This window comes from Actinomadura keratinilytica, assembly GCF_039539665.1.
In the GTDB taxonomy this organism is placed as follows: Bacteria; Actinomycetota; Actinomycetes; order Streptosporangiales; family Streptosporangiaceae; genus Spirillospora; species Spirillospora keratinilytica.
This window is the reverse complement of the sequence record NZ_BAABDO010000028.1, coordinates 39,879-66,518: the sequence shown is the minus strand read 5'-3', so window position 1 is coordinate 66,518 and position 26,640 is coordinate 39,879. Positions and strand designations below refer to the sequence as shown.

General features: G+C 73.3%; 24 protein-coding genes. 14 read left to right on the top strand and 10 right to left on the bottom strand.

Annotation, left to right across the window (positions count from 1 at the left end; translation table 11 throughout):
• Nucleotides 1-1,442 (bottom strand): SseB family protein (locus tag ABD879_RS12505; protein ID WP_345020779.1); only part of this gene is annotated, 1,442 nt, incomplete at its 3' end.
• 58 nt (nucleotides 1,443-1,500) lie between these two features.
• Here ABD879_RS12505 and ABD879_RS12500 point away from each other — a divergent pair.
• From ABD879_RS12500 to ABD879_RS12480, 5 genes are all read left to right on the top strand, one after another.
• Nucleotides 1,501-2,442, top strand: a complete 942-nt coding sequence (locus ABD879_RS12500) for a tetratricopeptide repeat protein (RefSeq protein WP_345020777.1) — start codon at nucleotides 1,501-1,503, stop codon at nucleotides 2,440-2,442.
• 7 nt (nucleotides 2,443-2,449) lie between these two features.
• A complete protein-coding gene (locus ABD879_RS12495) occupies nucleotides 2,450-3,649 on the top strand; it encodes a protein phosphatase 2C domain-containing protein (protein ID WP_345020775.1) in 1,200 nt (399 codons plus the stop codon).
• Entirely contained in the window at nucleotides 3,646-4,986 is a 1,341-nt protein-coding gene (locus ABD879_RS12490; RefSeq protein ID WP_345020773.1) for a vWA domain-containing protein, read from the top strand. Before ABD879_RS12495 ends, ABD879_RS12490 begins: the two co-directional genes overlap by 4 nt.
• A gap of 71 nt (nucleotides 4,987-5,057) precedes the next feature.
• Nucleotides 5,058-6,566 carry a hypothetical protein gene (locus tag ABD879_RS12485; protein WP_345020771.1) on the top strand — a complete coding sequence of 503 codons (1,509 nt, stop codon included), beginning with the start codon at nucleotides 5,058-5,060 and terminating at the stop codon, nucleotides 6,564-6,566.
• A 26-nt stretch (nucleotides 6,567-6,592) separates the two neighbouring features.
• A complete protein-coding gene (locus ABD879_RS12480; protein WP_345020768.1) occupies nucleotides 6,593-7,426 on the top strand; it encodes a glutamate ABC transporter substrate-binding protein in 834 nt (277 codons plus the stop codon).
• Between the two features lie 89 nt (nucleotides 7,427-7,515).
• Here ABD879_RS12480 and ABD879_RS12475 read toward each other — a convergent pair whose 3' ends face one another.
• Nucleotides 7,516-7,869, bottom strand: a complete 354-nt coding sequence (locus ABD879_RS12475; RefSeq protein WP_345020766.1) for an STAS domain-containing protein — start codon at nucleotides 7,867-7,869, stop codon at nucleotides 7,516-7,518.
• 467 nt (nucleotides 7,870-8,336) lie between these two features.
• Here ABD879_RS12475 and ABD879_RS12470 point away from each other — a divergent pair, with 467 nt between their 5' ends.
• From ABD879_RS12470 to hisC, 7 genes are all read left to right on the top strand, one after another.
• Nucleotides 8,337-9,008 (top strand): lysophospholipid acyltransferase family protein, encoded by a 672-nt coding sequence (locus tag ABD879_RS12470; RefSeq protein WP_345020764.1) that lies wholly within the window; start codon nucleotides 8,337-8,339, stop codon nucleotides 9,006-9,008.
• An 87-nt stretch (nucleotides 9,009-9,095) separates the two neighbouring features.
• Nucleotides 9,096-9,803 (top strand): hypothetical protein, encoded by a 708-nt coding sequence (locus ABD879_RS12465; protein WP_345020761.1) that lies wholly within the window; start codon nucleotides 9,096-9,098, stop codon nucleotides 9,801-9,803.
• Between the two features lie 158 nt (nucleotides 9,804-9,961).
• On the top strand, nucleotides 9,962-10,222 hold the full coding sequence (locus ABD879_RS12460) for a hypothetical protein (RefSeq protein WP_345020759.1): 261 nt from the start codon (nucleotides 9,962-9,964) through the stop codon (nucleotides 10,220-10,222).
• A 160-nt stretch (nucleotides 10,223-10,382) separates the two neighbouring features.
• Entirely contained in the window at nucleotides 10,383-11,711 is a 1,329-nt protein-coding gene (locus ABD879_RS12455) for an SPFH domain-containing protein (protein ID WP_345020757.1), read from the top strand.
• A gap of 143 nt (nucleotides 11,712-11,854) precedes the next feature.
• Nucleotides 11,855-12,592 (top strand): NUDIX hydrolase, encoded by a 738-nt coding sequence (locus ABD879_RS12450; RefSeq protein WP_345020755.1) that lies wholly within the window; start codon nucleotides 11,855-11,857, stop codon nucleotides 12,590-12,592.
• A gap of 138 nt (nucleotides 12,593-12,730) precedes the next feature.
• Nucleotides 12,731-13,024, top strand: a complete 294-nt coding sequence (locus ABD879_RS12445) for a DUF6401 family natural product biosynthesis protein (RefSeq protein WP_345020753.1) — start codon at nucleotides 12,731-12,733, stop codon at nucleotides 13,022-13,024.
• A gap of 77 nt (nucleotides 13,025-13,101) precedes the next feature.
• Nucleotides 13,102-14,217, top strand: a complete 1,116-nt coding sequence (gene hisC / locus ABD879_RS12440) for a histidinol-phosphate transaminase (RefSeq protein ID WP_345020751.1) — start codon at nucleotides 13,102-13,104, stop codon at nucleotides 14,215-14,217.
• Between the two features lie 15 nt (nucleotides 14,218-14,232).
• Here hisC and ABD879_RS12435 read toward each other — a convergent pair whose 3' ends face one another.
• The 3 genes from ABD879_RS12435 to murA form a co-directional block, all read right to left on the bottom strand.
• Nucleotides 14,233-15,495: a transcriptional regulator gene (locus tag ABD879_RS12435; protein ID WP_425549630.1), complete on the bottom strand. Its 1,263-nt coding sequence runs from the start codon at nucleotides 15,493-15,495 to the stop codon at nucleotides 14,233-14,235.
• 317 nt (nucleotides 15,496-15,812) lie between these two features.
• Nucleotides 15,813-16,016, bottom strand: coding sequence for a hypothetical protein (locus ABD879_RS12430; protein ID WP_345020747.1), 204 nt, complete (start codon nucleotides 16,014-16,016; stop codon nucleotides 15,813-15,815).
• A 355-nt stretch (nucleotides 16,017-16,371) separates the two neighbouring features.
• Nucleotides 16,372-17,658 (bottom strand): UDP-N-acetylglucosamine 1-carboxyvinyltransferase, encoded by a 1,287-nt coding sequence (gene murA / locus ABD879_RS12425; RefSeq protein WP_345020786.1) that lies wholly within the window; start codon nucleotides 17,656-17,658, stop codon nucleotides 16,372-16,374.
• A gap of 302 nt (nucleotides 17,659-17,960) precedes the next feature.
• On the opposite strand from murA, the gene ABD879_RS12420 reads away from it, so the two are divergent.
• Nucleotides 17,961-19,028: a suppressor of fused domain protein gene (locus ABD879_RS12420; RefSeq protein ID WP_345020745.1), complete on the top strand. Its 1,068-nt coding sequence runs from the start codon at nucleotides 17,961-17,963 to the stop codon at nucleotides 19,026-19,028.
• A gap of 6 nt (nucleotides 19,029-19,034) precedes the next feature.
• On the opposite strand, the gene ABD879_RS12415 is transcribed toward ABD879_RS12420, so the two are convergent.
• From ABD879_RS12415 to purD, 3 genes are read right to left on the bottom strand one after another with little or no spacing between them, the layout of a single operon-like run.
• Nucleotides 19,035-19,859 (bottom strand): MOSC domain-containing protein, encoded by an 825-nt coding sequence (locus ABD879_RS12415; RefSeq protein ID WP_345020743.1) that lies wholly within the window; start codon nucleotides 19,857-19,859, stop codon nucleotides 19,035-19,037.
• A 60-nt stretch (nucleotides 19,860-19,919) separates the two neighbouring features.
• Nucleotides 19,920-21,242 carry an adenylosuccinate lyase gene (purB, locus tag ABD879_RS12410; protein ID WP_345020741.1) on the bottom strand — a complete coding sequence of 441 codons (1,323 nt, stop codon included), beginning with the start codon at nucleotides 21,240-21,242 and terminating at the stop codon, nucleotides 19,920-19,922.
• 52 nt (nucleotides 21,243-21,294) lie between these two features.
• Nucleotides 21,295-22,548 (bottom strand): phosphoribosylamine--glycine ligase, encoded by a 1,254-nt coding sequence (gene purD, locus ABD879_RS12405; RefSeq protein WP_345020739.1) that lies wholly within the window; start codon nucleotides 22,546-22,548, stop codon nucleotides 21,295-21,297.
• 545 nt (nucleotides 22,549-23,093) lie between these two features.
• On the opposite strand from purD, the gene ABD879_RS12400 reads away from it, so the two are divergent.
• On the top strand, nucleotides 23,094-24,200 hold the full coding sequence (locus ABD879_RS12400; RefSeq protein ID WP_345020737.1) for a magnesium and cobalt transport protein CorA: 1,107 nt from the start codon (nucleotides 23,094-23,096) through the stop codon (nucleotides 24,198-24,200).
• Between the two features lie 49 nt (nucleotides 24,201-24,249).
• On the opposite strand, the gene ABD879_RS12395 is transcribed toward ABD879_RS12400, so the two are convergent.
• The gene (locus ABD879_RS12395) at nucleotides 24,250-25,167 is read right to left on the bottom strand and encodes a glycerophosphodiester phosphodiesterase family protein (RefSeq protein WP_345020735.1); all 918 of its coding nucleotides are present in this window, start codon (nucleotides 25,165-25,167) and stop codon (nucleotides 24,250-24,252) included.
• Between the two features lie 79 nt (nucleotides 25,168-25,246).
• Nucleotides 25,247-26,530 (bottom strand): adenylosuccinate synthase, encoded by a 1,284-nt coding sequence (locus ABD879_RS12390; protein WP_345020733.1) that lies wholly within the window; start codon nucleotides 26,528-26,530, stop codon nucleotides 25,247-25,249.
• Between the last annotated feature and the right edge of the window lie 110 nt (nucleotides 26,531-26,640).

The following is a 26,640-nucleotide window of genomic DNA, read 5'->3' as shown; positions in this document are numbered from 1 at the left end:
GACGGCTGCGGCTGCTCGGACAGCACCGGCGGCTCGCCGAACGGGGCGATCCCCTCCGCGCGCGGCGCCGCGGCCCGGGACGCGGCGGAGATGAGGTCGCTGATGTCCGGAGTGGTGACCGTGGGGTCGCCCGCCGCCGGGGAGGCGGGGGCCGCGGGAGCCTCCTGCGGGGCGGGCGGCTGCGGCGGCGCGGCCGGAGAGGCGGGCGCCTCGGCCGATACGGCGGGGGCGTCGGCCGGAGCGGCAGGGGGCTCGGCCGGGGCAGCGGGCGGTTCGGCCGGTGCGGCGGGGGGCGCGGCCGGTGCGGGTGCGGCCCCGGCGGAGCCGCTGAGGGTGCGGACCTGCTCGCCCGGCAGGGACGCGTCGATGGGCGTGCCCGGGTTGAGCACGAGGGTCCACTCGGCGTCCGGCCACGCCGACACCATGTCCTGGAAGCTCGGCATCACGAAACGCGAGGAGCCGAGCGCCTCGGTCATCCACTTCAGCGACGTGAAGACCTGCACGGACACGGTGCCGTGCACCCGAACCGGACCCCACGGGAACTCCGGGTCGTCCGGCGTGATGCCCCACGGCGTGTCCGGCTCGGCGGGCACCAGCACCTGCGCGCCCAGCAGGATCTTGAAGAACGCGTCGGTGTCGCGCCGCGTCGCGGCCTCGAACAGCCCCCGCTCCACGTCGTTCTGCGGCTCGAAGTCCTCCGCCAGGCGCCGGGCCGCGCGCTGGTCGGCCCACCGCGCCAGCCCGGGAAGCTGCTGGGCCACGACGGTGCCGCCGGCGGGGGACCCCGAGTTGACCGCCAGCGCGTGGCTCTGGTCGGGCCAGTAGCGCAGCAGCGTGGTGAACGGCAGACGGATGAACTCCCGGCCGAACCCCAGCGGCTCGGCGGCCTCCATCAGCCGTTCCGGCGAGGTGAACACCGGGACGACCGGGGCGCCGTCGACCTCCCGCACCAGCCAGGGGAAGTCGGGCCGCCCGGGACGCAGCGAGTAGTCCATATCGTCCGGGACGGGCATCAGCAGCTCGGCGTCGGCCAGCGTCTGCAGGAACAGGTCGTGGTCGTTGCCGGCGGCGGCGCGCAGCAGCTCCCGTTCGACGTCGTTGGCGGGGCGGAACTCCGAGCGGCGCTCCTGGGGCGGCGGCAGGTCGCGGTGCTGGTCCTGCAGCTCCTCCCAGGGCGCGGACTCGGCGGCCGGCTCGGCGGCGGCCGCGCCCTGCGGGCCGTCGGTGATCGCGGGCACGTCCACGAGGGTGTCGTCCGGCGACGGCCGGCGCTCCGGAGCGCGGGCGACGAGCCGGTCGCCCGGGGCGGGCAGGTTCGCGGGGGACGCCGGGGACTCGGCGCCGTCCGGCGCGACCTGCTCCGAAGCCGCGGCGGGGGCCTCCCCGGCGACCGGCTCGCGCGGCGCGGGCGGGACGTTCGGAATCTGCGCGGGCGGCTCCACCGGACGGGCGGCCGCCGGTTCGACGGGCGGTTCGACGGGCGGCCCGGCGGGCGGCGGGGTGCAGGCGATCGCGGGCGGGCCGGGCGTGCTCGCCCCGCTCGACCCCGCCGAGGCCGTCGCCGCCCTGCCGGTGCCGCGGGTGGCCGACAACGATCCGGCGTCGGCGTTCCTGGCCGGGCTCACCTCCCGCGACCCCGACTCCCTCGCCGCCGCGCTGGCCGCCTCGCCGCTGCCCTCGGTGGAGGTCGATCTGGCGCTGGCCCGGGTGCGGATCGAACGGGGCCACCTGGCGGACGCGGCCGGGCTGCTGCACCGCGTCGCCGACCGGCACCCCGACGACTGGCGCGTCGACTGGTACCGGGGGACGCTCGCGCTGGCGGGCGGGCAGTGGGCGCCGGCCCGCCGGATCTTCGACGAGCTGTACGACCTGATGCCCGGCGAGACCGCGCCCAAGCTGGCGCTGGCGTTCTGCGAGGAGTGCGACGGCCGCTGGGAGCCCGCCGCCCGCTTCTACGAGACGGTCTGGCGCACCGACCCCACGTACGTCAGCGCCGCGTTCGGCCTGGCCCGCGTGCGGCTGGCCACCGGCGACCGGGCGGGCGCCGAACGCGTCCTCGACTCGGTGCCGCCGGTGTCCAGCCACTACCTGGCCGCGCAGCTGGCGGCCGTGGCGACCGCGGTGCGGGGGCGGCGCGTCGAGGAGCTGACCGCCGACGTCCTGACCGGGGCGGCGCGGCGGCTGCAGGCCCTGCGGCTGGACACCGAACGGCACGCCCGGTTCGCCGCCGAGGTGCTGGAGGCCGCGCTGACCTGGGTGCGCACCACCACCGCCCCGAGCGGTGCGACCGCCGAGGTGCTCGGCACCCCGCTGGTGGAGTCCCGGCTGCGCCGCAGGCTGGAGGAGACCTACCGCACGCTGGCCAAGCTGGCGGACGGCGCCGAGGACCGGCACGAGCTGGTCCGCCGGGCCAACGCCGTCCGCCCGATGACCCTGCTTTGATGCCGCTGTGACGACGTACGCGGACAGGCAGGCGGGCGACAGGACGGGCGGCGCGGCGGCGTGCGCCCGGTGCGGCGAGCCGCTCGCCGAGGACGACCGCTTCTGCGAGGCGTGCGGCACCCCCAGCCCCGCCTACGCCGCCGCGGCCCAGGCCCCGGAGATCGCCGTGCCGCAGGCGCGCTACCCGGTGCGGGTGCGGCCGGACGAACCGTCGGTGTCGGCCGTCCGCCGCGCCCGCCGCACGCCCGACAAGCCGTCCTGCGGCGACTGCGGGGCGACCGCGGTCGGCGAGGACGGCTTCTGCGAGGTGTGCGGCCTGCGCCAGCCCGGCGACCGGGACCACGTCCAGATCGAGCTGTCCGCCGACGGCGGTCCGCCGGGCGAGCCGAGGCCCGCGCAGGCCGCCGGCGTCAGCGACCGGGGCCTGCGGCGCGCCCGCAACGAGGACGCCGTGGCGATGATCTCGTTGCCGAAGGCGGTGTGCGCGGTGGTGTGCGACGGCGTCGCGACCGTCCCGGGGTCGGAGGAGGCCGCCCGTCTGGCCTCCGACACGGGGGTGGCCGTGCTCGCCCGCGCCCTGTCGGCGGGCGTCGCGCCCGTCACCGCCACCCGCACCGCGATCGCCGCGGCGGGCCGGGCCGTCGCGCGGCTCGGCGAGACCGGCGGCGGACGGTCCGACGACGCGCCCGCCTGCACCTACGTGTCGGCCGTGGTGACCGCCGAGGACATCACGGTCGGGTGGGTCGGCGACAGCCGCGCCTACTGGCTGGCCGGGCCGTCCGGCGGGGCGCGCCCGTCCGCGCTGCTGACCACGGACGACTCGTGGGCGGTGCAGATGGTGTCGCGCAACGCGATGAGCAGGGCCGCCGCCCACGCCGACCCCCGCGCGCACCAGCTGACCGGATGGCTCGGCGCGGCCGCGTCCCCCGATCCGCACGACGCCGTCTTCCGGCCGGGCGGTCCGGGCGTGCTGCTGCTGTGCAGCGACGGCCTGTGGAACCACCTGCCCGAGCCCGGCGACCTCGCCGCCGCGCTGGCGGACGGGCCCGACGCGTCCGGCGATCCCCTCGGCGCCGCCCGGCTCCTGGTGCGCGCCGCCCTGGACGCCGGGGGCCGCGACAACGTGACCGTGGCCGTCGTCCCGTTCCCGCCCGCAGCGTCCGCCGTGCCTCCCACCCCGACCGCACCGACCAGGGAGCAGTCATGAGCGACCTTCCCGAGTTCACGATCAGAGTCGACCAGAACCCCTACCTGCCCGAGGGCGGTCGGGAGATGCACGCCATCGTGACCGTCGGGGCGACCGGGGCCGGCACGGGCAGGGCGCCGACCGCCGCGCCCGCGGCCCGCGCGGAGATCATCATCGTGGACACCTCGGGCTCGATGTCGTACTCCGGCAAGATGGCCGCCGCCAAACGCGCCGCCCGCGCCGCCATCAACGTGATCCGCGACGGCGTGCACTTCGCCGTGATCGCGGGCGCCAACGGGCCGCGGATGATCTTCCCGCGCGGGGACCGGCTGGTGCGCATGTCGCCCGAGACGCGCGAGCGGGCGCTGGCCGCGATCGGCCGGCTGGACGCCGCCGGGGGCACCGCGATCGGCTCCTGGCTGGCCATGGCCGGGCGGCTGTTCGCCGACCATCCCGGCGCCGTCCGGCACGCGATCCTGCTCACCGACGGCAAGAACCAGCACGAGACCGACGAGCAGCTGGACGGGGCGCTGGCGCGGTGCGCCGGGGTGTTCGTGTGCGACGCGCGCGGCGTCGGCACCGACTGGGACCCCGCCGAACTCCGCAAGATCACCTCGACGCTGCTCGGGAGCTTCCTGGACGTGCCCGACCCCGACGACCTGGAGCACCACTTCCGCGAGATGACCGAGTCGGCCATGGGCAAGCAGGTCGCCGACGTGGCGCTGCGGGTGTGGACGCCGCGCCATGCCAAGCTGCGGTTCCTCAAGCAGATGGTGCCGACCGTGCAGGACCTCACCGGCAAGCGCGTGGAGTCGGGGACGCAGACCGGCGACTACCCGCTCGGCGCGTGGGGCCGGGAGGAGCGCGAGTACCACCTGTGCGTGGAGGTGCCGCCCGGCGACGTCGGACGGCAGATGCGCGCCGCCTGGGTCAAGCTCATCGTGCCCGGGGCGGCGCCGGACGCGCCCGCGCAGGAGCTGGCCATGGGCAACGTGCTGGCCGAATGGACCGACGACGAGGCCAAATCGACCCGCATCAACGCCCGGGTGGCGCACCACACCGGGCAGCAGGAGCTGGCCGAGGCGATCCAGGAGGGCCTGGAGGCCCGCCGCCGGGGCGACGAGGACACCGCCACCGCCCGCCTCGGCCGCGCCGTCGTCCTCGCCCACAAGGTCGGCAACGAGCAGATCGCCGGGCTGCTGGACCGGGTGGTGGACGTCCTCGACCCCGCCACCGGCACCGTCCGGCTGAAGAAGGACGTCTCCAAGGCCGACGAGCTGTCCCTGGACACGCGGTCGATCCGCACCGTACGCACCGGCCCGGGCGCCAGAACCGAGCCGGACGCGGCGCAGGGCTGAGCCATGCCCGCCCGCATCCGCACCGGCGCGCGGACGACCGCCACCCTGCACCCGCACGGGGAGGGCCCCTCATGACGACGCCACCGACCAGCCCCCCGGCCGTCGCCGCCGCGGGCGGAGCCCCCGCGCCGCCGGCCGGGCCCGCCGCCCGCCGCCCGCGCCGGTTCCGGGTGGCCGGCATCCGCACGATCCCCGGCCGGATCCGCGTCTACACGGGCGGGTCGCTGCTGTCGGTCGTGCTGCTGCTGGGCGTGACGATGGCCGCGGTCGGCAACGCGCGCGACGGCGTGCAGACCATCGGCCACGACGCCGGGCCGCAGGTGATGGCGACCGGCACGCTGTACTTCGCGCTCAGCGACATGGACGCCCAGGTCGCCGACATCCTGCTGATCGGCCGCGAGCACGACCTCGGCATCGGCCGCGCCGAGTCGCTGCGCCGCTACGAGCAGCGCCGCGCCGAGGCCAACCAGGCCGCGGTGCAGGCCGCGCAGATCGCCGGACGCGACGAGGCGCGCCGCCGCACCGTCCGGGAGGTGCTGGACGGCCTCGGCCGCTACGAGCGGCTCGTCGGCGAGGCCATGCTGCTGGACCGGCAGTCCGCCCACCCGGCCGGGGAGCTGCCGCAGAACGTCGTCGACACCTACCGGCGGGCCACCGACCTGATGAAGATGGAGCTGCTGCCCCGGGCGTACAACCTGACGCTCGACAGCGGCGCCACCGTCCGGCAGTCCTACGAGACCGACCGGGACGCCGTGCTGGACGGGCGGCTGCGGGTCGGCCTGGCCGGGGCGCTCGCGCTGGCGCTGCTGATCGCCCTGCAGGTGTACCTCGCCGGGCGGTTCCGGCGGCTGGTCAACCCGGCGCTGGCGCTGGCGACCGTGCTCACCCTCGCGGTCGTGGCCGCGGGCATGGCCATGCTGTCGGCGCAGGCCGGGCACCTGCAGCGGGCCAAGGAGGAGGGGTTCGACTCCATCCTCGCGCTCAACCGGGCCCGCGCGATCAGCCACAGCGCGTTCGCCGACGAGAGCCGCTATCTGCTCGACCCCGGCCGCGCCGACACCTACGAGCAGGTCTTCCTCGACAAGGCCCTGTCGGTGCTGTACGTGGACCCGGGGGAGCGCCCGCTCAACCTGGAGACGTACTACGACCTGCTGCCCGGGGCCGTCCGCAGCTACGAGCGCGATCCCAGCGGCCCGCCCGTGGAGGTGCTGGGCCTGTTCGGCGAGGAGAAGGACAAGAACCTCGCCGAGTTCGAGGAGAGCCGGCTGCGGCTGACCGTCCAGGCGTACCAGCGGGTCATGGACAACGACCGCCGCATGCGCGAGCTGGCCGCCGCGGGGGACCGGCGGGCCGCGATCGAGCTGCGCATGGGCCGCCAGTCCGGGGCGATCACCGCGTTCGACACCTACGACCAGCAGCTCACCCTGCTGATCCAGGCGCACCGCGACGAGTTCGACCGGGCGGTGCGGGCGGGCGACGACGGGCTGGGCGGCTGGGACGTGCTGCCGCCCGCGGCCGCGCTGGCCGTCGCCGGGCTGATCCTGGCCGGTGTCCGGCCCCGCCTGGCCGAGTTCCGCTGAGACCGGCTGAACGGAAGGGTTGAGTCATGCACAACCGGCGCCTCCCGCGCAGGGGGATCGCCCTGGTCGTCGCGGCCGCCGCCGTCGCCGCCCCGGCGGGGTGCGCGCTGGAGCCCGAGGCCGACACCATCGTGGGCAAGCGCTCGCTGACCATCGGCGTCAAGGCCGACCAGCCGCATCTGGGGCTGCGCCGCCCCGACGGCCGCTACGAGGGCTTCGACGTGGACGTGGCCGTCTACCTGGCCGGACGGCTGGGCGTGCCGCCGGAGCGGATCCGCTTCCGCACCACGCCGTCCTCGGTCCGCGAGCAGGTGCTGCAGGACGGCACCGTCGACATGATCGTCGCCACGTACTCCATCACCGCGCCGCGCAAGACGAAGGTCACCTTCGCCGGGCCGTACTACGTGCCGCACCAGGACACGCTGGTGCGCGCCGACGACACCTCCATCCGCGGCGTGCGCGACCTGGAGGGCAAGCGGCTGTGCCAGGTGACGGGCTCCAACTCCTGGCGGCGCGTCACCGAGGAACGCGAGATCAAGGCCAGGCTGGTGCGCGTGGACACCTACAGCGAGTGCATGGACCTGCTGGACCAGCGCCGGGTCGACGCCGTCTCCACCGACGACCTGATCCTGGCCGGGTTCGCCGCGGGCCGCAGCGGCCGGATCATCAACGCCCCGTTCACCGACGAGAAGTACGGCATCGGGCTGCACAAGGGCGACCTGGCCGGGTGCGAGGCGCTCAACCGCGCGATCACCCGCATGTACCAGGACGGCACGGCCGCCCGCCTGCTGGACAAGTGGTTCGGCAAGTCGGGCCTGAAGCTCACCACCAGCATCCCCCAGTTCGAGGGCTGCTCCTGACCCGCGCGCGGGCCCGGGGCGGCGCCTTTCGGGCAGGCGCCGGCGGACGGGGCCGGCGGACCGGGCCGCCGGACCGGGGCGGCGCCCCTTCAGGAGGTGGTGGTGGACGGCAGGGTGCCGATCGCCTCCCGCAGCGTCTCGTAGGTCGGGACGAACCCGTCCACACCGGTGATCCGGAACACGCGCCGGACCCGGGGCGGCAGCGCGGCCAGCGCGATCGGCACGCCGCGCTCGGCGGCCCGGCGGCCCGCGGCCACGACCGCGTTGAGGCCGGTGGAGTCGCAGAAGGTGACCTGCCGCATGTCGACGACCATGGGGCTGCCCGTGTCGATGACCTCGAACATGGCGTGTTCGAAGCGGGGCCGGGAGACCAGGTCGATCTCTCCCTGCACCCGCACCAGGGTGCAGCGGTCGTGGTGCATCAGGCGCACGTCGAAGTCCATGGGCAACCTCTCGTTCACTGCCCGGAAGAGGTCCCGTCCCCGCCTGGTCGAATGGCTGTCGAATCCTCAGCATCCCGCACCCGGGGCCCCGAGCCAAGCGCTTGCGGGCCCCCGAAGCCCGGCAGGCCCAGATCCCCCGGCGGGGCCGCGATCCCCGCCGCCCGAGCCGCCCCCGCGCCGCCCTCTCGTGCCGCCGCCCGCGCGGGGCCGCCGCTGAACACGGCGCCCGGAAAGCTACCCATTGGGAACCTACCCTGCGGTAAGAAATGCGCCCCGGGCCGGGAGCCGTCCCCTATATCAAAGACTGCCGCCGCTCCGCGCGATATGGTGGGGTATATCACCGATCATCGGCCTTGACCTGCGATGGGGCCATTCCTGGCGGTGCCGGGGGAGGGAAACGGCGGTCCCTAAGCGGGGCCCGGTTCGGCCGGCGGGTTACAGTAGCGGTGCCGAATTGGGGAGGCTGGGTGTTCTACACTTTCATGTCGCGCGTGGTCGCTCCGATCCTTCGCCTGCTTTTCCGGCCGCGGGTCGAGGGGCTGGAGAACGTCCCGCACTACGGTCCGCTGATCGTGGCCAGCAACCACCTGTCGTTCATCGACAGCTTCATCATCCCCCTGGTCATCCCCCGGCCGGTCACCTACATCGCCAAGGCCGACTACTTCACCGGCCGCGGCCTCAAGGGGCGGTTCGTCCGCTGGTTCCTCACCACGCTCGGGCACATCCCGGTCCGGCGCGGCGCGCAGCGGGCCGCGATGGGCGCGCTGGAGCAGGGCCTGCAGGTGCTGGAGAACAGCGGCGCGTTCGCGATCTACCCCGAGGGCACCCGGTCCCCCGACGGGCGGCTGTACCGGGGGCGCACCGGGGTCGGCTGGCTGGTGCTGGCCTCCGGCGCCCGCGTGCTGCCGGTCGGCGTGATCGGCACCGAGAAGATCCAGCCGCTCGGCGCGTCCGTGCCGCGCATCTTCGGCCCCCGCCCCACCGTGCGCATCGGCCAGCCCATGGACTTCTCCCAGTACCGCGACCTGCCGCCCGCCCGGGCGCGGCGCGTCATCACCGACGAGATCGTCGCGACCATCCAGAAGCTGTCCGGCCAGGAGTACACCGGCACCTACAACGAGCGCGCCGACAAGGGCTGAGCCGCCCCGCGGCCGCGCCCGCCCGGATGCCGCCCGACGGCGTGTCGTCCCGGGTGACTCGCCCCGAGTGCCCCTTAAGGTCGCTCCATGGCGCACAGGCTCCTTCCGCTGGCGGTGCTCACGGCGGCGGCGCTGTCGGCGACGCTGGCGTCCTGCGCGGACGACGGCGGGGGCGCCGAGCCCCTCCGCACGACCGACCGGGCCGTGCCCGTCGGCACCGGCTACACCTCCGACCAGCTCGAACAGGCCCTGCTGACCGAGGTGTCCGGCTACGAGCGGGCGGGCGAGCCCGACTCGGGCGAGTACGGCTCGCTCAAGGCCATCCAGAACTTCGACCAGCTCCAGGACCAGGTCACCCTCGACAAGCCGCGCTGCGCCAACGCGGCGGGCCGCCCGGCCGACGTCGACCCCGGCACGCCCACCGCGATCGTCACGTTCGCGCGCGGCAACGGCCAGACGGCCACCGAGACGCTGATGGCGATGACCGCCGCCGCGGCCGAGCGGCAGGTCAAGGCGCGGGTGCCGGCGGGCTGCCTGACGTTCCGCACCCGGGTGGGCTCGCAGTGGTCCGAGCACCGCGTGTTCGAGGCCCAGTCCGGCGACCTCGGCGCCGGCTCGCGCACCGTGGGCGTGACGACGACCAGCGGCGGCTCCCACACCAAGACCTGGTACGTGGTGCTGCGCGGCCGCCGCTTCCTGGCCACGATCAGCCTGTACGGGCCGAACGCCACCCGCGCCGAGGCCGAGCAGCTCGCCCGCGCGGCCTACGACCAGGCCCGCCGGATCCTCCCCTGACCGCCCGCCGCCCCGCGCGCGAGGCGGGCGCACCGGACGCGGGGGTATCGGACACGAGCGCGTAGGACGCGGGTGCACCGAACGCGGGGGCATGGTCGCGATGGGGCGGTTGGAACGGATACCGTTCCCCTACACGACGCGCGGGCGCGCAGCGGCGCATGCCCGGACGGCCGGGCGCGCCGCCTCCGGAGCACGGGAAGCAGCAGCAGGGGGAGCCCTTGATCGGCAAGGAGGGCCGGGTCACCGGCAAGATCGGCCCCGGTCTGGTCGGGGAGGTGATGATCCCCGTACGCGGCGGGGTCGAGGCCTTCTACGCCCATCCGGTCGATCCACGCGAGGAGATCCCGGTGGGGAGCATCGTGGTCGTCGTCGAGTACCACCCGCCCCGCACCGTCTACGTGGCTCCGGCCATGGCCTGAACCCCCGCCGGCCCGCGGCCCCGGCGCGGTCCGGCCGTACACGGTGCGGTCCGGCCGTTCATGGTCTTTTTCCCTGGTAGACAGAACCGTTTCGGGATTAACTGCGTCTATTGGACGAGTCGCGTCACATCGGGGGGGTCCCGGACCGATAGGAGGCCGCATGTCCCTAGCCATAACCATCGCGGTGGTCGTCGCGCTGATCGTGCTGATCATCTTGTTCAAGATGGTCTGGCGGGTCGCCGAACCCAACGAGGCGTTGATCATCTCGGGGCTGGGCGCGCGGTCCAAGCCGATCGACGGCGTGGACAGCCTGGGCTTCAAGATCGTCACGGGCAAGGGCACCGCGGTGCTGCCCGGGTTCCAGGTGGCGCGGCGCCTGCGGCTGGACAGCCGGGCCGCCAACCTCGAGGTCAGCTGCGTCACCCAGCAGGGCATCCCGGTCCGGGTGCGCGGCGTCGTCATCTACAAGGTGGGCGACGACTTCGTGTCCATCGCCAACGCCGCCCGCCGCTTCCTGGAGCAGCAGGGCTCCATGGACGGCGCCATCCACGAGCTGTTCACCGGCCACCTGCGGTCGATCATCGGCGGGCTGACCGTCGAGGACCTGATCCTCAACCGGGAGCGGCTGACCAGCGAGACGCGCAGCTCGGCCGCCGACGAGATGAGCAAGCTCGGCCTGGTCGTCGACTCCCTGCAGATCCAGGAGATCGACGACGAGACCGGCTACATCATGAACCTCGGCCGCCCGCACGCCGCGCGGGTGTCGTCGGCCGCCCGCATCGCCGAGGCCGAGCGCGACCAGGAGGCCACCGAGCGCGAGCAGGAGGCCGAGCGGCAGAAGGCCGCGGTGATCCGGGACACCGAGATCAAGAAGGCCGAGTACGAGGGCCAGGTGCGGCAGGCCGAGCAGCAGGCCCGGCAGGAGGTCATCCTCAAGGAGACCCGCAACGCCGAGCTGGAGGCCGAGCGCACCGAGAAGCGGCTGGAGAGCGAGATCCGCAAGCCCGCCGACGCCCGCGCCTACGAGCGGATCAAGCTGGCCGAGGCCGAGCGCGAGGAGCGCATCCGCCTCGCCGAGGCGCAGGCCAAGGAGATCCAGCTCAAGGCGCAGCGGGAGGCCGAGGCCACCCGCCTGCTGGGTGAGGCGCAGGCCGAGGCGACCCGGCAGAAGGGGCTGGCCGAGGCCGAGGCGATCAAGGCGCGGGCCGCGGCGCTGGCCGAGAACCAGGAGGCCGTCATCGCCCAGCAGCTCGCCGAGAACTGGCCGGCGATCGTCGAGGCGGGCGCCAAGGTGTTCGGCAACGTCGACAACATGGTGGTGCTGAACGGCGCCGACGGCATGGAGGACATGCTGGCCAAGGCGCTCACCCTCGGCGGCACCGGGCTCGGTCTGGCCCGGCAGCTGCTGGCCGGGATGAACACCGCGACCACCCCCAACGGCAACGCCCCGGCCGTCGCCGACGCCGTCAAGGACGGCAAGGACGCCTGAGCGCACGACCCGCCCGAGGGCACGACGCATTCGGCCCGTCCGCGGGCGACCGCGAGTAGCGGTCGCCCGCGGACGGGCCTTTCGGTCGGGCGGGGTGCGCGAGCACCGGTCACCGCGCACCGGCAGCCGGTAACGTCTGTGGCATGACCGTGCCCCGCCTCGCCGTGACCGTCGACCTCGTCGTGCTCACCGTGCGCGGGCATCGGCTGTGCGCGCTGATGTGGCGGCGCGACCGCGACCCCTACAACGGCTGCTGGTCGCTGCCCGGCGGGTTCATCCAGCTCGACGAGGACCTGCCGGTGGCCGCGGCGCGGCTGATGGCCGAACGCGCCGGGCTGGCCGACGTGCGCATCCACCTGGAGCAGCTGGCCACCTACGGCTACCCCGACCGCGACCCGCGCCAGCGCGTGGTCAGCGTCGCCTACCTGGGCCTGGCGCCCGACCTGCCCGCCTCCAGCCGCGCCCAGGTGCTGTGGACGCCGGTGGACGACCTGATCAACCGCGACCACGCCGCCTTCGACCACCGCCGCATCCTGTGCGACGGCGTCGAGCGGGCCCGCGCCAAGCTGGAGTACACCTCGCTGGCCGCCGCGTTCTGCCCGCCCGAGTTCACCGTGGCCGAGCTGCGCCGGGTGTACGAGATCGTCTGGGGCTGCCCGCTGGACCCGCGCAACTTCCACCGCAAGGTCACCGGGGCCGACCGCTTCCTGATCCCGACCGGCCGCACCACCACCCGCGACGGCGGCCGCCCCGCCCAGCTCTACCGCCGGGGCGACGCCGAACAGCTGCGCCCGCCCATGCTCCGCCCCCGCCCCGACCGCGCCGCCGCCCCTCCAGCCGCTCACCCACACCTGACCCAGGCGGCAGGTCACGCAGAGTGACCGGCCCGGCTGCGGCCGTACGGGCGGGAGTGCGGCGCGTGATCATCAACTGACCGGGCGCGACGCGCCGCCGATTTTGTTGAAACGGGTTTCGACGGTGGCGTCGCGGCAGGTGGCGGGCGTTGCTAGCTTGTCGCCATGGATGATCTGTCGGAGGAGCTGGGCCTGCTGGTCCGCGACATAGGCGAGGCCGGCGTTGCGGAGATGGCCTGCTCGCCCGCGCTGGTCGCGGCCGTCGACCAGCACGCCGCCGAGATCCGTGACATGCGGCTGGCGCCCGGCCGGTCGCAGACCGAGGCGCTGCTGGCCTACCTGCACGACTTCACCGAAGAGGTGTTCCGGCGCGGCTGGCGCCCGAACGGTACCCGGGACTGGGAGTTCGTCAGAATCGTTACCATTTGCTGGATGCTGCGTCAGGTGTCCGGTTCATAGATTTCTCCTAGGTCCGTTTCGTTCGGGTGGCCGGTTCGTCCCCGGATCCCACCACCCCGTCGCTCTGGAGGACAACGGTGTCCGAGGCAACGTCCGAGGCAAGGTCCGACGCAACGTCCGAGGCGAGCACGCCGCGCTTCCGGTCCGTCCTCGACCGGTTCGTGGCCTACCGGCCCGGCAGGAAGGTCGTGTCGCCGGACGGCCGGTCGTTCAAGCTGTCGTCCAACGAGTCCCCGTTCGGCCCGCTGCCGTCGGTGGTCGAGGCGATCGCCCGGGCCGCCGGGCAGGTCAACCGCTACCCCGACAACGCCTGCGCCGAGCTGATCGAGGCGATCAGCGCCCGCCAGGGGGTGCCCGCGGACCACATCGCGGTGGGCTGCGGCTCGGTCGGGGTCACCCAGATGCTGCTGGAGGCGGTCGGCGAGCCGGGCGCCGAGGTGGTGTACGCCTGGCGCTCGTTCGAGGCCTACCCGCTGCTGGTGTCGCTGTCGGGCGCCACCTCCGTCCAGGTCCCGCTGCGCGACGAGACGCACGACCTGGCAGCGATGGCCGACGCCATCACCGAGCGGACCCGCCTGGTGTTCGTCTGCAACCCCAACAACCCCACGGGCACCGCGGTGCGGCGCGCCGAGCTGGAGGCGTTCCTCGACCGGGTGCCCGCCGACTGCCTGGTCGTGCTGGACGAGGCGTACCGCGAGTACATCCGCGACGCCGACGTGCCCGACGGCCTCACCCTGTACGGCGACCGGCCCAACGTGGCCGTCCTGCGCACCTTCTCCAAGGCGTACGGGCTGGCCGGGCTGCGCGTCGGCTACCTGGTGGCGCACCCCGCGGTGGCCGAGGCGATCCGCAAGACCTACCTGCCGTTCTGCGTCAGCAGCGTCGCGCAGGCGGCCGCCGTGGCGTCGCTGGCCGCCACCGACGAGCTGCTGGCGCGCGTCGAGGAGACCGTCAAGGAGCGCACCCGGGTCCGCGAGGCGCTGCTGGCCGACGGCTGGACGGTGCCGCCCACGGAGGCCAACTTCGTGTGGCTGCGGCTCGGCGAGCGCACCATGGACTTCGCCGCGGCCTGCGAGGCCCAGGGCATCAGCGTGCGGCCGTTCGCCGGCGAGGGCGCCCGGGTGTCGATCGGCGCGCCCGAGGAGAACGACGCCTTCCTGGCCGTCGCCGCGGCCTTCCCGCACCGCTCCTGACGGCGGCCGGGCGCATCAGGCGCCCGCCTTGGGCCCCAGCTTCTCGACGATCAGCCGGTAGAGCTGGCGCGGCCGGCCGGGCTGCGGCGTGCGGTTGGGCGGCAGCGGCCAGGCCAGGCCCTCCTCGACCAGCGTGCGCAGCAGCCGCCGGGCGGTGCGCGGGGTGACGCCGAGCATCTTGCCGGCGTTCTCCGCGTCCACGATCAGCGGCTGGTCCTGGTCGCCGAGCTTGTCGGCCAGCCGCGCCAGGATCTCCAGCCCCTTGGGCTTGGCCTGCGGCTGGCTGCGCGGCGGCGTGCGCGGCGCCGGGACCAGCGCGCGGCCGTCCCGGTCGAGCGCGAACCCCTGCGTGCGCTGCGAGCTCTGCGAGCGGGCCAGCGCGGCCCGCGCGTGCGACTCGGCCTCGTGCGCCGTGCGGCCCATGCCGATGCCGACCTCGACGGCCAGCCCGAGCTCCTCGCGCACCCGCTCGACGAACGGCGGGGTGCGGAACCCCTCGGTGCCCGCGGTGACCGACCCGCGCGTGGCGATGACCAGGTAGCTGTGGTCGTCCAGCGGCCACACCGAGGCGTTCATGCGGTGCGCCTCCTGCAGCAGCACCCGGTGCAGCGCCAGCTTCAGCTCGTCCCGCCAGTAGCGGGGGGTGACCCGGCGCGGTGTCTCGCGCAGCGTCGGCACGTCCACCAGGACGACCACCAGCTGCGACTCCTCCAGCCGGTGGTGCGCGCCGAGCAGCGCCGCCGTCTGCAGCGAGCTGCGGATCGCGGCGCCGGTCGGGCGGACCCGGATGGTCGGCACCCCGGCCATCTCCATCCGCTCGGCGGTGGCGTGCACGCAGGTCATCGCCACCGTGGTGGCCCCGCGCCGCCACAGCCGCTCGTGGAAGGCGGCCAGCGTGCCGGGCCCGGCCGCCTCCTCGCGCAGATGCACCTGGTCGGTGGCCAGGTTGATCTCCGCGTACGCCTCCTCGACCTCGGCCCGGCCCAGCACGTCGATGCTGACCCGGGCGGGGTCGTACCGTTCGTCCAGCGAGGCCCGCAGCAGCGCGCCCTGCAGGGCCGCGCCGTTCAGCGGGACGAAGGTCGCCGGCATGGTCAATACCCCGGCCTTGCGGGCGAAGTCGTACGGCACCGGGCTGGCGAACAGGCACACGTCCACACCGGAGCCGAGTCGGACGACCTTGTCGGCCGCCTCCTGCTCGTCCCGGTAGGCCGCGGCCACCAGCCTGCTCGGCACCGGCGTCGGCCCGTGCCCCATCAGCATGACCCGTTCGACCAGGTCATGCGGGCCCACGACGCCGATCGTGAGCTCCGGTGTCACCGATCCCGTACGCGCGGCGGTCATCGGCGACCGCCCGCTGCCCGCTCGGCCCCTCGGCGGGGCCCCTGCCCCGGCCCTGCGTTCACGCACGCTCCGCCCAACGGTTGACTCATGGCTTGTCGCCCCTGCCTTCTGACCCAGCACCGCAGTTCCCGTGCGATTCGTTCCTCAGTGGGCAGATCGGGTCAGGGCGACGTTGTGTGACGCCCAGACGCGAAATCGAATCAAGAGTGCGGCGAAAAAGTAACCTACGCGACCCCTCAGTCAGTAATTTGTCACCAATCGGTCAGTCTTGATCCTGCATCTTCGGTCGTCCGAAGATGAAAGGCAAGACCCGAAAACGCGGCAACAGCACCGCAGTTGCGCTGATGCGCATTGAGAAGACCCTCGTAGCGTACGTTTGGTTTACCTGTGGCCTGAACTTCGTCCATTCCATGGCGTTCTTCGCCAAAAATCAAGCGAAACGTCAGTTTGGACACCCGGAAGGCGCCGTTCCCGGGTGCGGCGGTGCCCCTCCGCCCGCTGGTCAGTCATCCTGAGGCGGCTCGGGCGCCGATCCGGTGACGTTCGCCTTCTGCGTACCGCTACCCTTACCCTGCGTGAACACGGTCGTGTCGGGGGCTATGCCGGTGAATTTGTTACGGTCGTGACTGAGTTGCCGCGGATCAGTAAGGACGCCGCTCAGAGCGGGCGACGTTACAGGCGATCTTGACAGCGCACACGGCTCCGGAGCGTCCCGGAGAGGGCCGACGACAGGGAGGAAACCGGGTGAAAAGGCAAACCGCCCGCGCCGCGCTGAGGCGGGCGGGCGGTCGGCGGAACCCGGGGCCCGGGTCAGACGGTCTCGCGGACGATCTCGGCGCCCAGCTGGGACAGGCGCTCGGCGGTGTGGGCGTGGCCGCGGTCGAGGTAGTAGGCGGAGGTGATGGTGGTCTCGCCCTCGGCGGCCAGCCCGGCCAGCACCAGGGCGCTGCCGCAGCGCAGGTCGTGCGCCTGCACCTCGGCGCCGCGCAGCGGGCGCGGGCCGTTGACCTTGGCGCGGTTGCCGTTGACCTCGATGTCGGCGCCCATCTTGCGCAGCTCGCCGGCCAGCTTGAAGCGGCCGTCGAAGATCCGCTCGTAGATGTAGGACGGGCCGTCGGCCAGGCAGGACACCGCCATGATCGGCGACTGCAGGTCGGTGGCGAAGCCGGGGTACTCGTCGGTGATGACGTTGATGGGCCGCAGCGGGCGCTCGCGGCGCACCTGCAGCACCGCGCCCTGCTGGTGGAACTCCACGCCCATCTGCTCCAGCTTGTCGGCGGCCACGCCCAGGTGCTCCAGCGAGGCGCCCACCAGGTTCAGCTCGCCCCCGGTGATCGCGGCGGCCATGACGAACACGCCCGCGTCGATCCGGTCGGGCATGACGGTGTGCTCGACGGCGCTCAGCCCGTCCACGCCCTCCACGGTGATGAAGCCGGTGCCGCCGCCGCTGATGCGGGCGCCCATGGCCTGCAGCAGCGCGATGTGGTCGAGCACCTCCGGCTCCAGCGCGGCGTTCTTGATCAGCGTGGTGCCCCGGGCCAGCGCCGCGGCCATGATCAGGTTCTCCGTGCCGGTGTGCGACGGGGTGTCGCAGTACAGCGTGCCGCCGCGCATGTCGCCGGCCTTGATGTGGATGATCCCGTTGCCGCCGCCGTCCATCTGCTCGGTGACGGTGGCGCCGAGCCGTTTGAAACCGTTGTAGTGGAAGTCCAGGTTGCGGCTGCCCAGGTTGCAGCCGCCCACGCCCTCGATCACGGCCTCGCCGAGCCGGTGCAGCAGCGCGGGGACGAACAGGAACGAACCACGGAAACGGGAGGCGATGTCGGCCGGCAGCACCGGGCTGTCCAACCGGGACGCGTCGATCACCAGGGTGCGCTCGGCCTCGTGCAGCTCGGCCTTGGCGCCCACGGCCCGGGCCAGCTCGACGGCGCGCCGCACGTCCTCGATGATCGGGACGTTGCGCAGGACCGTGCGGCCCGTGGCGGCCATCAGCGAGGCGCCGATCATCGGCAGGACGGCGTTCTTGGCGCCCTGGATGAAGACGGTGCCGTGCAGTCGCCGCCCGCCGCTGACGCGGTAGCGGACCTCGTGGCCCATGGTCATCCCGACTGACTCCTTTAGCTGCGAAAACGGTGTGTGGTGAGGCATGTGTGACCGGCCTGCCCGCCCGCCGGAGGGGGAAACGGAGGCGGTGTGCCGAAGGCGCCGGACGGTGTCCCTGTGCGTCGGCGCGCCCAAGTAAACCACCGTGACGCCCCTGAGACGTCCGGACCGGGGACCTCGTTCCGCCGGTCACATCGTTAGATCGCACGTCGGCCCCCCGGTGTTCGGATCGAATGCTCCCAGGGTCTCCTGTTTCGCCGTAACGTGTCCCCCATGTCGGACTAAGGTGACGGTCTATGGATGAAACTTCCCCCGGCTGGGATGCGATCGACGGCGCACTCGCCCGAATCTACGGCGATGCGGAGCCCTACCACTGGGGGACGATCATCAAGTGGGCGATGGGCGGCCCCGACCCGCTCGACGGCATCAGCGCCTACCGGCGCGAGGACCCGGTCCCGCATTGGCATTACGTTTCGTACGGGATGACCGAGCTTTACGAGAAGCAGTCCGACAATCCCGACGAATCGGGCTGGGGGTTCGAGTTCACCTTCCGGCTGGCCCGCGACCCCGCCGAGCCCGCCGACGCCGAGCCGCCGATCTGGCCGGCCAACTTCCTGCAGAACCTCGGCCGGTACGTGTTCCAGTCGGGCAACTGGTTCGAGGCCGGGCACCACATCGACCTCAACGGCCCGATCGCCACCGACCACGACACCGTCATCCGCGCCGCCGCGTTCGTCCCGGACCCGGAACTCGGCGCGATCTCCACACCGCACGGCCGGGTGGAATTCCTGCAGGTGGTCGGGCTCGCCCACGACGAATACGAGGCGGCCCGCAGCTGGAACACCGAATCGCTGCTGGAAACGCTGAGCCCGCACATGCCGCTGTTCGTCACCGACATCGACCGGGCCTCGCTGATGGCGGTCCCGGAGGTGGCCGAGGCCGTGGAGCAGGGCGCCGCGCGCGACGGGTCGAGCCAGGGCTCGGTGTTCGTGGACGTCGCGGGCTGGACGCGCGAGGGCGACACGGTGGCCATCCGCCTGGGCGCGCTGCCCGCGCCGTCCATCGCCCAGGCGCTGCGCCGCCGCCTGCCGTACGGCCGCGACCTGATCGTCCAGGGGAACGACGCGCGGCTGTGGTTCCGGCCCGGCGACGCCTACTCGGCCGTGGAGCTCGACGACGAGGCGCTGGCGATCACCGTCCCCGAGTCCGCACTGGACACCGTGCTGGACGACCTGACCGCCGCCCTGCCCGCCGAGGCGGGCCGCCGGACGGTGCCGTCCCTGCCCGGCCTGGTGATCGACATCGAGCGGTCGGTGATCCGCGACCCGCGCTCGGGCGAGGCGACCGGCCGGGTCGTCGGCTGACGGCCGCTACCGTGCCGCCAAGACCTCGACGGGGTCGCCGACCGTCAGCGTGCCCAGGGTTCGCGGAACGCCGTTCTGGCCGAAGCGTATGCCGCGACCGATGGTCCGGTAGGACGCGAGGGTGCGCAGCGGCTCGCGTCCGCGTACGCCGGTGTCCTGGTCGGTGGTGGTGATCACGCAGCGGGCGCACGCCTTGACCAGCTCGATCACCGTCGGCCCCACCCGCAGCAGCCGCACCGAGTCCTCGGCGAACGCGCCCAGCCCCTCGATCACCAGGTTGGGCCGGAACCGGTTCATCGGCAGCGGCTCGGCCAGCCGCGCGTTCAGGTCGGCCAGCGACTCGGCGGAGATCACCAGCAGCGGGTAGGCGTCGGCGAACGCCACCCGGCCGTCGCCCCGCGAGGCCGCCCGGTGGCCGGTGAAGCGCACCATGCGGCAGTCGGTGCCGAGCACCGCCGAGAACCAGGCGGCCGCCTCGTCGCCCTGGTCGATGCCCTCGCAGGCGGACCGGTGCACGAACACCTCGCGCACCGGCCCGTCGGCCGCGGCCTTGTGGACGAGCGGCGCGACCCCGGCCTCAGGGTCGGCGAAGTCCACCGTCAGGACCACCCCGTCGTACGACGGGCGCAGCAGGGCCATCCGGGGGAGGTCCCGCTGCGACAGGAAACGCCCTTCGGGGGTGACGAGCATGAACTCCCGGTCGTGCGGCAGCCCCATGGGCGTCAGCTCGGCGGTGTGCAGCGACGTGCCGCGGCCGCTCTTGAACGGGTAGACGTTCAGCTCGGTGAGCACTCCACGGGGGAAGCCATCCCCCCGCGCGGGTACCGTCACGGCGACTCCTAGGGATGCTGAGCGCGCCCCGGGCCGGTGCCCGGCGCGCGCTCGGTGCGGTCAGGTGAGCTCCGCCAAGCGGTCGAAGACGGGGCCGAGGCGCTCCACGAACCGCTCGGGGCGGCACACCTCGTCCAGCCGCGCCTCGTCCAGGGCCAGCCCTGCCCCATCGTTCCAGGCGGCGGCGTGCTTGCGAAGGGTCTCGCGGAACGGCACGCCGGTCTGCCAGGTCTCCATGGCCGCCTTCTGGACCAGCGGGTAGGCCTCGTCGTCGCGCGACATGCCCATCTTCACCAGCTCCAGCAGCACCGTGGAGGTGTAGATCAGCCCGCCGGTCGACTCCAGGTTGGCCCGCATCCGGTCGGCGTCCACCACCAGGCCGGACATCAGCCGGTTGGTCAGGTGCAGCATGTAGTCCAGCGCGATGGACGCGTCCGGCAGCGCGATCCGCTCGGTGGAGGAGTGCGAGATGTCGCGCTCGTGCCACAGCGGGATGCCCTCCAGCACCGGCACGATCTGCGCCCGGACGACCCGCGCCAGCCCGGCCAGCCGCTCGGAGATGATCGGGTTCTTCTTGTGCGGCATGGCCGAGGAGCCCTTCTGGCCCTTGCCGAACGGCTCCCACAGCTCGCGCACCTCGGTGCGCTGCCCGTGCCGCACCTCCAGCGCGATCGCCTCGCACACCGTCGCCATGATCGCCAGCGCGGACGCCCACTCGGCGATGCCGTCGCGCAGCACCACCTGCGTGGACACGTCGGCGGGGCGCAGCCCGAGCCGCTCGGCGACCTGCCGCTCGATCGCCGGGTCGATGTTGGAGTAGGTGCCGACCGCACCGGAGATCGCCATCACGCCGACCGCCTCGCGGGCGCGGCGCAGCCGGTCCCGCGAGCGCGCCATGCCGAACGCGAAGTCGGCCACCCGGTGCCCCCACACGTCCGGCTCGGCGTGGATGCCGTGCGTGCGGCCCACGCGCAGCGTGGCGCGGTGCTCCAGGGCGTGGTCGCGCAGCGTGGCGATCAGCGTGTCGGCCTTGGCCAGCAGGATGTCGGTGGCCTCCACCAGCTGCAGGGCCAGCGCGGTGTCCAGCAGGTCCGACGAGGTCATGCCGAAGTGGACGTACCGGGCCGCCTCGCGGGGCTCGGTGTTGTCCGCCCACGCCGACAGGAACGCGATCACGTCGTGCTGGGTGACCGCCTCGATCTCGTGCACCGCCTCCGGGGTGGGCGGCGGCGCGTTGCGCACCGGCTCGACCACCTCCGCCGGGATCGTGCCCGCCGCGGCGTGCGCCTCGACCACCAGGGTCTCGACCTTGCACCACAGCTCGTACTTGTGCGCGTCGCTCCAGACGCGGCCCATCTCCGGAAGGGTGTACCGTTCGATCACGCCACGATTCTCGCAGGTCGCGCGAGGTGCCCGGGCCCCGGGGGCGCGGCCTTCAGCCGGACTGGGCGGCGGCCTGCAGGGCGATGTCGGTGCGGTGGTGCGAGCCGCGCAGGCCGATCCGGCCGAGCGCCTCGTACGCGCGCTCGCGCGCCTGCGTCAGGTCCGCGCCGGTGCCGACGACGTTCAGCACCCGGCCGCCCGCCGACACCAGGCCGCCGTCGGGGCCGACGGCGGTGCCGGCGTGCAGGACGTAGGCGTCCGGCACCTGGGCGGCCTCCTCCAGCCCCGTGATCGCGTCGCCCTTGGTCGGGGACGCCGGGTAGTTCTCGGCCGCCAGCACGACCGTCACGGCCGCGCCCGGGCGCCACTCCAGGCGCGTGGCCGGGTCGAGCCCGCCGATCGCGCACGCCTGCAGCAGCCCGCCCAGGGGGGTGGCCAGGCGGTCCAGCACGACCTGCGTCTCGGGGTCGCCGAACCGGGCGTTGAACTCCACGACCCGCACGCCCTTGGACGTCAGGGCCAGCCCCGCGTACAGCACGCCGACGTAGGGGGTCTCGCGGCGGCGCAGCTCGGTCACGGTGGGGCGCACCACCGCGTCCATCACCTCGTCCACCAGCCCGGCGGGCGCCCACGGCAGCGGCGTGTACGCGCCCATGCCGCCGGTGTTGGGGCCCTTGCCGCCGTCGTAGGCGCGCTTGAAGTCCTGCGCGGGCAGCAGCGGCACGGCGTTGCCGCCGTCGCACAGCGCGAACAGCGACACCTCCGGGCCGTCGAGGAACTCCTCGATGACGACCCGCCCGCAGGCGGCGGCGTGCCGCAGCGCCTCGTCGCGGTCCTCGGTGACGACCACGCCCTTGCCGGCGGCCAGGCCGTCGTCCTTCACCACGTACGGCGGGCCGAACGCGTCGAGCGCCGCCTCGGCCTGCTGCGCCGACTCGCAGACGTGCGACGCGGCGGTCGGCACGCCCGCGGCGGCCATGACCTCCTTGGCGAAGGCCTTGGAACCCTCGATGCGGGCGGCCGCGCGGTCCGGGCCGAAGCAGGGGATGCCCGCCTCGCGCAGCGCGTCGCCCACCCCGGCCATCAGGGGGGCCTCGGGGCCGACCACCACCAGCTCCGCCCGCAGCCGCCGGGCCAGCGCGACGACGGCGGTGGGGTCGGTGGCGTTCAGGGCGTGGTTGTCGCCGAGTGCGGCGGTGCCGGGGTTGCCGGGCGCGCAGTGCAGGGCGGTGACGGCGGGGTCAAGGCTGAGGGCGCGGGCGATCGCGTGCTCACGGCCGCCGGATCCAAGGACGAGTACTCGCACGTCACGCGAGCTTAGCCGTCCGCCGGGGGGCGACCGCGGGGCGAGGCCGGTCAAGCCGGTGCGGGTGACGGCGCGTTAAGACGGATTCAGACGCGTTGAGGCGAGGCAAGGCCCGGCACGGAACCGTCAAGCGCAGTTCAACGGATGTCTTCGTGCAGGGCATACGCGCGGGGCCGCGGTTGTTGCGATAATGGTGCGGGCGTTCGGAGGGCGTAGTGCGCATGCCCCGGCGCCCGCAGCGCCCCCTTCCGGGCGAGTGACCACGAACACGTCGCGCGGCGCCAACCGCGCCGTCGCCCGCATCGTCTTATATGTCGGCTGATAGGCTACCGAGGCTGTGATCTGACGGCCGTGAGCGAAGGGAGGTGGTCGAGATGAGCCCTGGCGATCCTTGCAGTACGCCGGAACTCCCTCACAGTCCGATGCCGACTGTTCGTCCGACCGCCTCTTCCAGGCGCCCGGCCTCCGGCTTCGCGCGCTCTTCCCGCTGACGCACGGGTGAGCGCGCGCTGCGCGCGTGTGGCCGGCGGGTAAGGAGCTACCTCATGGCCATGACAAGGGTCCGTCCTGGTCGCGCGACGATGTCCCTCTTCCGGACGCGGGGACGACCGCACGCGTCCGCCTCCGCCGACAAGGGCCCGCGCCGCGACACCGCGGTGATCGACTGGGCCGCCTACATCGACGGCAACCGGGTCTCCACCGACACCGTTGCCGACGCCGTCCGCCTCATCCGCGACGGCCGCCTGACCACCGACGGCGACAGCGCCGGCTTCGTGTGGGTCGGGCTGCACGAGCCGTCCGCCGCCGAGCTGACCGACCTGGCCGACGTGTTCGGCCTGCACCCCCTCGCCGTCGAGGACGCCATCCACGCCCACCAGCGGCCCAAGCTGGAGCGCTACGACGACGTCCACTTCCTGGTGATGAAGACCGTCGGGTACGTGCGGCGCGAGCCCGGCGGCGCCGAGGTCGTCGAGACCGGCGAGATCATGATCTTCTGCGGCGCCGACTTCGTGGTCACCGTGCGGCACGGCGCCCACGGCGAGCTCGGCCCGGTGCGGCGCCGCCTGGAGAAGAACCCCGAGCGCCTGGCCCTCGGCCCGGCCGCCGTCGTGCACGCCATCGCCGACAGCGTCGTCGACGCGTACGTGTGCGTCGCCGACGCCGTGCAGGAGGACATCGACGAGGTCGAGGAGGCGGTGTTCTCCCCCGACCGCACCGACGAGTCGCGCCGCATCTACCGGCTCAAGCGCGAGGTCATCCAGCTCAAGCGGGCCGTCGGGCCGCTGGCCGGGCCGCTGCGCAACCTGTCCGGCCGGCGCTTCGTGCCCGCCGAGATCAAGGAGTACCTGCGCGACGTCGAGGACCACCTGACCCGCGTCCGCGAGCAGGTCGAGTCCTACGACGAACTGCTCAACCCGATCCTGCAGGCGCACATGACGCAGGTGACCGTCGGCGACAACCAGGACATGCGGCGCATCTCCGCATGGGGTGCGCTGTTCATGGTGCCCACCGCGATCGCCGGCATCTACGGCATGAACTTCGAGTTCATGCCCGAGCTGAAGTGGAAGTACGGCTACCCGATGATCCTCGGGATCATCGCGGTGACCTGCGTGTCGCTGTACCGGGGCTTCCGGCGCAACGGCTGGCTGTGACCGGCCGTTCCCGCAGTGGGCCTCGCGGCGGCGCGGCCGCCCGGGGGGCTCACCGCGGGATCGGCACGGCCATGGGCGTCGGCAGCGGCAGGCGGTGCTCGGCGAAGACGGTGCGCAGCCGGTCGGGGTAGTCGGTGACGATCGCGTCCACGCCGTAGCCGATGAACCGCGCCATCTCCGCCGGCTCGTTCACCGTCCACACCACCACCGGAAGCGCCAGCGTCTGCGCCTCGTCCACCAGCACGGGCGTGGCCAGATGGTGCTCGGGTGACAGCGCCGTCGCACCGATCCGCAGGGCGCCGCCGGCGGGGTCGTCGGGCGCCATCCCGGCCAGCCACGGGGAGCCCGGCACGAGCGTGCGCCGCTCCACCAGCGCGACCCGCCCGGCGGCGGGGGCGTGCCGCTGCGCGGCGGTCAGCACCCGCCAGTCGAACGCCAGCAGGCGGCTGCGGCCCGTCAGCCCGTACTCCGCCAGGACCTCCGCGACGGCGGCCGTGAAGCGCTCCACGTCGGCGTCCGGCCAGCTCGGGTCCGTCTTCAGCTCGACGGCGAGAACGACGTCGTACGCGCCGCTCAGCAGCGCACAGGTCTCGGCGAGCGTCGGCAGGGCGGTGCCCGGCACCGGAAGCTGCGTCAGCACGAACGGGTCGTCGTCGTCCAGCGGCCGGCGCACCCCGGCCTCCAGCGTCTTGACCTGCGCCAGCGTCAGATCGCGGATGGCCCTGCCCACGTACGGGAACATCGGGTCGCCGGGATGCGCCGGCGCCGTGTCCGTCAGCGTCACGGGGGACAGCACCTGGTCGTGGTTCAGCACCACCACGCCGTCGGCGGTGATGCCGACGTCGAGCTCGACGGCGTCGACGCCGAGTTCCAGGGCGTGCGCGAAACCCGCCAGGGTGTTCTCCGGTCGAAGTCCCCGTGCTCCCCGATGGCCGTGGAGCTCGACGGCTCCCCCGGTGAAAATCACGCGTGGAACGCTACCGCCTGGTCGCCAACGAATGGTGGCCGACCGGTGAGAAACCGCAAAACCCCCGGTAAGACGGCGTTCAGACCAGCGGACGCAGCGACAGCGTCTGCTCGCGGCCCGGGCCCACGCCGATCGCGGAGATCTGCGCGCCCGCCATCTCCTCGATGGCCCGCACGTACGCCTGGGCGTTCTTGGGCAGGTCGGCGAACGTCTTGGCGCCGCTGATGTCCTCCTGCCAGCCGTCCAGGTACTCCAGGATCGGCTTGGCGTGGTGGAACTCGGTCTGCGAGGCCGGCATCTCGTCGTGCCGGACGCCGTCGATGTCGTAGGCCACGCACACCGGCACCCGCTCCAGGCCCGACAGCACGTCCAGCTTGGTCAGGAAGTAGTCGGTGATGCCGTTGACCCGGGTGGCGTAGCGGGCGATCACCGCGTCGAACCAGCCGCAGCGGCGGTCGCGGCCGGTGGTCACCCCGTACTCGCCGCCGGTCTTGCGCAGGTACTCGCCCATCTCGTCCAGCAGCTCGGTCGGGAACGGCCCCGAGCCGACCCGCGTGGTGTACGCCTTGAGGATGCCGATCACCTTGGTGATCTTCGTGGGGCCGAGCCCGGACCCGGCGCACGCGCCGCCCGCCGTGGGAGACGACGACGTCACGAACGGGTAGGTGCCGTGGTCGATGTCCAGCAGCGTGCCCTGGGCGCCCTCCAGCAGCACGACCTTGCCCTCGTCCAGCGCCCTGTTGAGCACCAGCGCGGTGTCGGTGACGTACGGGCGGATCCGCTCGCCGTACTCGACGTACTCCTGCACGATCGGGCCGGTCTCGATGCGGCGCCGGTTGTAGACCTTGGTGAGGACCTGGTTCTTCTCACGCAGCGCCAGGTCGAGCTTCTGGGTGAGGATGTTGGGGTCGAACAGGTCCTGCACCCGGATGCCCATGCGGTTGATCTTGTCGGCGTACGCCGGGCCGATACCGCGGCCGGTGGTGCCGATGCGGGCCTTGCCCAGATACCGCTCGGTCACCTTGTCCAGCGCCCGGTGGTGGGGCATGATCAGGTGCGCGTCGGCGGAGATGAGCAGCCGCTCGCAGGAGACGCCGCGCTCCTTCAGGCCGTCGATCTCCGACAGCAGCACGGCCGGATCGATCACCACCCCGTTGCCGATCACCGGGACCACGTCCGGGGAGAGCACCCCCGACGGCAGCAGGTGCAGCGCGTAGCTCTCGTCGCCGATGACCACGGTGTGTCCGGCGTTGTTGCCACCCTGGTAGCGGACGACGTAGTCGACGTCACCGCCGAGTAGGTCGGTGGCCTTGCCCTTGCCCTCGTCTCCCCACTGGGCTCCGACAAGAACGATGGCCGGCATGCCGATCTTTCCTTCCCACGACGAAGGCCCCTGGTCGCAAGCGCGAAGGGGCCTCTTGCGATCGCATCGTACCCGCCACCGGTGACAGAAGAAAACGCACCTCACAGCCC

Excerpts from the sequence above, each read along its gene's own strand:
- ABD879_RS12450 (WP_345020755.1), top strand. The coding sequence starts at position 11,855 with ATGACCGTGCCCCGCCTCGCCGTGACCGTCGACCTCGTCGTGCTCACC.
- ABD879_RS12400 (WP_345020737.1), top strand. The coding sequence starts at position 23,094 with ATGGCCATGACAAGGGTCCGTCCTGGTCGCGCGACGATGTCCCTCTTC.
- ABD879_RS12490 (WP_345020773.1), top strand. The coding sequence starts at position 3,646 with ATGAGCGACCTTCCCGAGTTCACGATCAGAGTCGACCAGAACCCCTAC.
- ABD879_RS12485 (WP_345020771.1), top strand. The coding sequence starts at position 5,058 with ATGACGACGCCACCGACCAGCCCCCCGGCCGTCGCCGCCGCGGGCGGA.
- ABD879_RS12465 (WP_345020761.1), top strand. The coding sequence starts at position 9,096 with ATGGCGCACAGGCTCCTTCCGCTGGCGGTGCTCACGGCGGCGGCGCTG.
- ABD879_RS12420 (WP_345020745.1), top strand. The coding sequence starts at position 17,961 with ATGGATGAAACTTCCCCCGGCTGGGATGCGATCGACGGCGCACTCGCC.
- ABD879_RS12460 (WP_345020759.1), top strand. The coding sequence starts at position 9,962 with ATGCCCGGACGGCCGGGCGCGCCGCCTCCGGAGCACGGGAAGCAGCAG.
- ABD879_RS12475 (WP_345020766.1), bottom strand. The coding sequence starts at position 7,869 with ATGGACTTCGACGTGCGCCTGATGCACCACGACCGCTGCACCCTGGTG.
- ABD879_RS12455 (WP_345020757.1), top strand. The coding sequence starts at position 10,383 with ATGTCCCTAGCCATAACCATCGCGGTGGTCGTCGCGCTGATCGTGCTG.
- ABD879_RS12390 (WP_345020733.1), bottom strand. The coding sequence starts at position 26,530 with ATGCCGGCCATCGTTCTTGTCGGAGCCCAGTGGGGAGACGAGGGCAAG.
- ABD879_RS12480 (WP_345020768.1), top strand. The coding sequence starts at position 6,593 with ATGCACAACCGGCGCCTCCCGCGCAGGGGGATCGCCCTGGTCGTCGCG.
- murA (WP_345020786.1), bottom strand. The coding sequence starts at position 17,658 with ATGGGCCACGAGGTCCGCTACCGCGTCAGCGGCGGGCGGCGACTGCAC.
- ABD879_RS12445 (WP_345020753.1), top strand. The coding sequence starts at position 12,731 with ATGGATGATCTGTCGGAGGAGCTGGGCCTGCTGGTCCGCGACATAGGC.